General features: G+C 70.1%; 2 protein-coding genes. One reads left to right on the forward strand and one right to left on the reverse strand.

The features are described from left to right. Nucleotides 1–588 (forward strand): cyanophycin synthetase (locus QJR14_08245; protein MDI3317587.1); only part of this gene is annotated, 588 nt, incomplete at its 5' end. Nucleotides 589–635: 47 nt separating this feature from the next. Here QJR14_08245 and QJR14_08250 read toward each other — a convergent pair. Next, nucleotides 636–3212 (reverse strand): HAD-IC family P-type ATPase, encoded by a 2577-nt coding sequence (locus tag QJR14_08250; protein ID MDI3317588.1) that lies wholly within the window; start codon nt 3210–3212, stop codon nt 636–638. Between the last annotated feature and the right edge of the window lie 518 nt (nt 3213–3730).

Consider the following 3730-nt stretch of genomic DNA (forward strand, 5'->3'; position numbering starts at 1 on the left):
GCGGCGGCGGGCGCCGCCCTTCTGGCCGGCTTCCCGCCGCGGGCCATCGCCCGGGCGCTCGCCGAGGCGCGCCCGCTCGAGGGGCGGGTCGAACGAGTCGATCTGGGCCAGCCGTTTGAAGTTCTCGTCGACTTCGCGCACAACCCCGCGGCGCTGGAGGCGGTGCTCGAGCTGGAGCCCGCGCCTGGCGGGCGGCGGATCATCGTCTTCGGGGCCGAAGGCGGCAAGGACCCGGGCAAGCGCCCGCTGATGGGGCGGGCGGTCGCCGAGCGAGCCGACTACGCGGTCATCACCTCGGACAACCCCCACCACGAGGAGCCGGCGGCCATCGCTCGGGAGGTGGAGAAGGGCTTCCTGAGCGTACCCGGGCATCCACCCTACGAGATCGTCCTCGACCGGCGCCAGGCGATCCGGCGCGCCTTGGAGGAGGCCCGGCCGGGCGACCTGGTCCTGATCGCCGGCAAGGGGCACGAGCGGACGCTTGTCGGCGCCGACGGCGCCGTGCCCTTCCACGACGTAGAGGTGGCCCGGGAGCTCCTCCACGAACTCGGCGTGGCGCGCCAGAACCCGCTGCACGCCGGGACGTGAAAGGTATCCGGGCCGTTCGCCAGGGCGCCCGTACCCGGCCCGGAGCCTCAGCGCCGCCTGCGCCGGAGTCCTTTCACTCCTTCCCACCAAAGCGTAGCCAGGGCGGCAACCGCCGAGGCCAACAGGAACGCTCCCGCGCTGATGGGTGCGGTGCCCATGGCGGAGCGGAACCCCGGTATGTAGAGAATGGTCAGGAGGATCAGCAGCGTGCCCGCCGCAAGCGCCCAACGACTCCGCGACGCAGCCGGGTTTCCGTTGATCGCCCGCCGCCAGCTGGACCAGAGCGACTCGCTCTCCGAGCTCATGCTCAGCACCAGGAGCACATTGCCCAGAAGAAGCGTGACCAGGCCCAGGGAGCGGGCCGCCGGCTCCGGAAGGCCTCGGCTCAGCGCCGCCTGGTAGAGCATGAGCGTGGCGCCGAGCAGCGTCGCACCCAAGGCCAGGGCCTGAGCCAGCAGGCCCCTGTCCACCAGGGAGGCTTCGGGGGAGCGAGGCGGCCTCCGCATCAGGTCGGGCTCCTCCGGCGTCGCTTCGAAGACGACCGAACAGGTCGGGTCCAGGACCAGCTCCAGCAGGGCGATGTGAATCGGCCACAGGAAGAGCGGCAACCCCAGGAGCGGGGCGAGGAGCGCGAGTCCGGCGATGGGGAGATGGATGGTGAGGATGTAGGCGACCGCCTTCCGGATGTTGTCATAGATGCGACGGCCCTGGCGAAGCGCCTTCGCGATGGTGACGAAGTTGTCGTCCAGGAGGACCATGTCTGCTGCGTCCCGCGCGACATCGGTTCCTCGCTTTCCCATGGCGATGCCGATGTCGGCTTCCTTCAGCGCGGGGGCGTCGTTGACCCCGTCACCCGTCATCGCAACGACCCGGCCGCGGCGACGCCAAGCCCGCACCAGTCGCAGTTTGTGCGCGGGCACCGCGCGGGCGAAGACACGCGCGGCGCCGGCGCGCGGGGACGCGACGAGCTCGTCCAGTTCCGTGTCGCTCAGCTGATCCAACTGCTCGCCCGTCACGATACCGCCGTTGCCGTCGATCCCGACCTCGCGGGCGATCGCCTCGGCCGTGGCCGGGTGGTCGCCCGTGATCATGACGACGTCCACGCCTGCCTCCCGGCAAAGTGCCACGGCCTCGCGCACCCCTTCGCGAGGGGGATCCGCCAGGCCGAGCAGGCCCACCAGGCGGAGCCTGTGGTCTGCGAGCCGCTCCGGGAAGGGAGGCCGGAGACCGGGATCGTGCGGTGAGCCCTTCCCCACCGCCAAGACCCGGAGTCCTCGCGAGGCGAGTCGGTGGACGACCCCTTCCGCGGCGGCTCGCTCGCGTTCGCTCAGTTCACAGAGCGGCAGAACCGTCTCGGGGGCACCCTTGACCGCCAGCTCGAACTCGCCGTTCCGTCCCTGCCAGACGTGGCCCATCCACTTGTCTTCGGGGCGAAACGGGTATTCGTGCACCAGCCGGCGGCCCGCCCGCACCTCTCCGGCTGGAGCGCCCTCGGCCGCGCTCCAGCGCTCGATGGCGAGGTCCATGGGGTCGTACGGTTCCTCCTCGCAGGCCAGCACCGCCGCCCGGACGAGCTCGGCCCAGGCCTCCGGACCGGCCGGGGACCCTTCCTCCGCCGCCTGCCCGGGCCGCTCGGGATCCCACGCGACGGCGTCACGGACCGTCATGCGGTTCTCGGTCAGGGTGCCCGTCTTGTCCACGCAGAGAACACGGATCGAACCCAGCGTCTCCACCGAGGGCAGCCTGCGGACGAGAGCGTCCTGGCGGGAGAGCCGCCACGCCCCCAGAGAGAGGAAGACCGTCAGGACGACGGGGAACTCCTCGGGGATCATGGCCATGGCCAGGGAGATCCCCGCAAGCACCGCCTCGGTCCATGGCTTGCCCGACCCTGAGCGGAAGGCCTCCCAGGCCACGAGGCCGCCGACCGTCACCGAGAGCGCGGCACCAACCAGGAAGAACTGCCGTACGAGCGCGCGGATCTGGCTCTGCAATGGGGTCGGGTGTTCCTCCACCGATGCGAGGAGCTGGCCGATCTGGCCGAGCTGGCTCTGAGCGCCCGTAGCTGTGACGACGCCCCAGCCTTGCCCCTGAAGCACCGAGGTGCCGCCGTAACAGGCGTCGCCGGCGGACTTCCAGACGGGTTCCGACTCGCCCGTCAGCATGGATTCGTCCGTCCGCAGGTCCGTCGCGACGCGGAGACGGATGTCCGCCGGTACCCGCTCGCCTTCCACGACGGCGATGAAGTCGCCGGGCACCACGTCGCGAGCGGGGATCCAGGTCCAGGCTCCGTCGCGAAGGACGTGAGCCCTGGGTGCCGCCAGGTCCCGCAGTGCGTCCAGGGCCCGCTCCGTGCGCCATTCCTGGGCGACGGTGATCGCGACGACCGCGACCACAAACAGGAGCATGGTCAGGCCCTCCCGGGTGTCACCCAGGATGAAGTAGACAGAGGCCGTCAGCAGTAGGAGAAAGAACATGGGCTCCTTGAGCGCCTCGACAAGCCGGCGCCAGCCGCTTCGCCTCCGGTCGTGGGCGACCTCGTTCGGGCCGAACTGGCGCAACCGCCGTGCGGCTTCGGAGCTGTCGAGCCCGGTCTCCTCGGCGGAAGCCGCCCCGTCGCCCGGCATGGAGGCCCGTGAGCCCGGTTTCCTCGAGATTCCGTCTTCGGAAAGATGCAAGAGGATCCCCCGTTCAGTCCGACCTTTGTTCCATCCAACCGAAGCTTATGAGTCGTTGCCCGTGATCATTACCACGTTTCCACGTGAGGATCAACTTATTTTGACAATGAATATCGTTTCGCACGTCCCTGGCGGGACGCCTCGGATCCCGCTTCAGGCGCGGGAGGGACGGGCCTCGGGCCGTTCCCAGGCCGCTCCGGCAGGTCGGTTGTTCCGCCGCTTAATTTCGCCGAAGTCCTGCCGGGGCCGTTGCAGGAAAAAGATTCGCAGTTCCGGCAGAACCACGGAGCGGCGAAGCTCGACAGGGTTCGCGCGAGGGCCGCATGGGCTCTCGCTGGGCCGACCCTGCCTCGGAAGGGCGAACGGGGGCGCGGTGACGTATGCGCCCACTGGCGCTCCCCTGCTCGATGGGCCTCTGCCTTGCCTGTTTCCGGGGATCCGCGCTGCCTGCGCGGTCCAAGGGAGGA

The organism is Bacillota bacterium, from assembly GCA_029961055.1.
Lineage (GTDB): Bacteria > Bacillota > Sulfobacillia > JAIMAT01 > JAIMAT01 > JAIMAT01.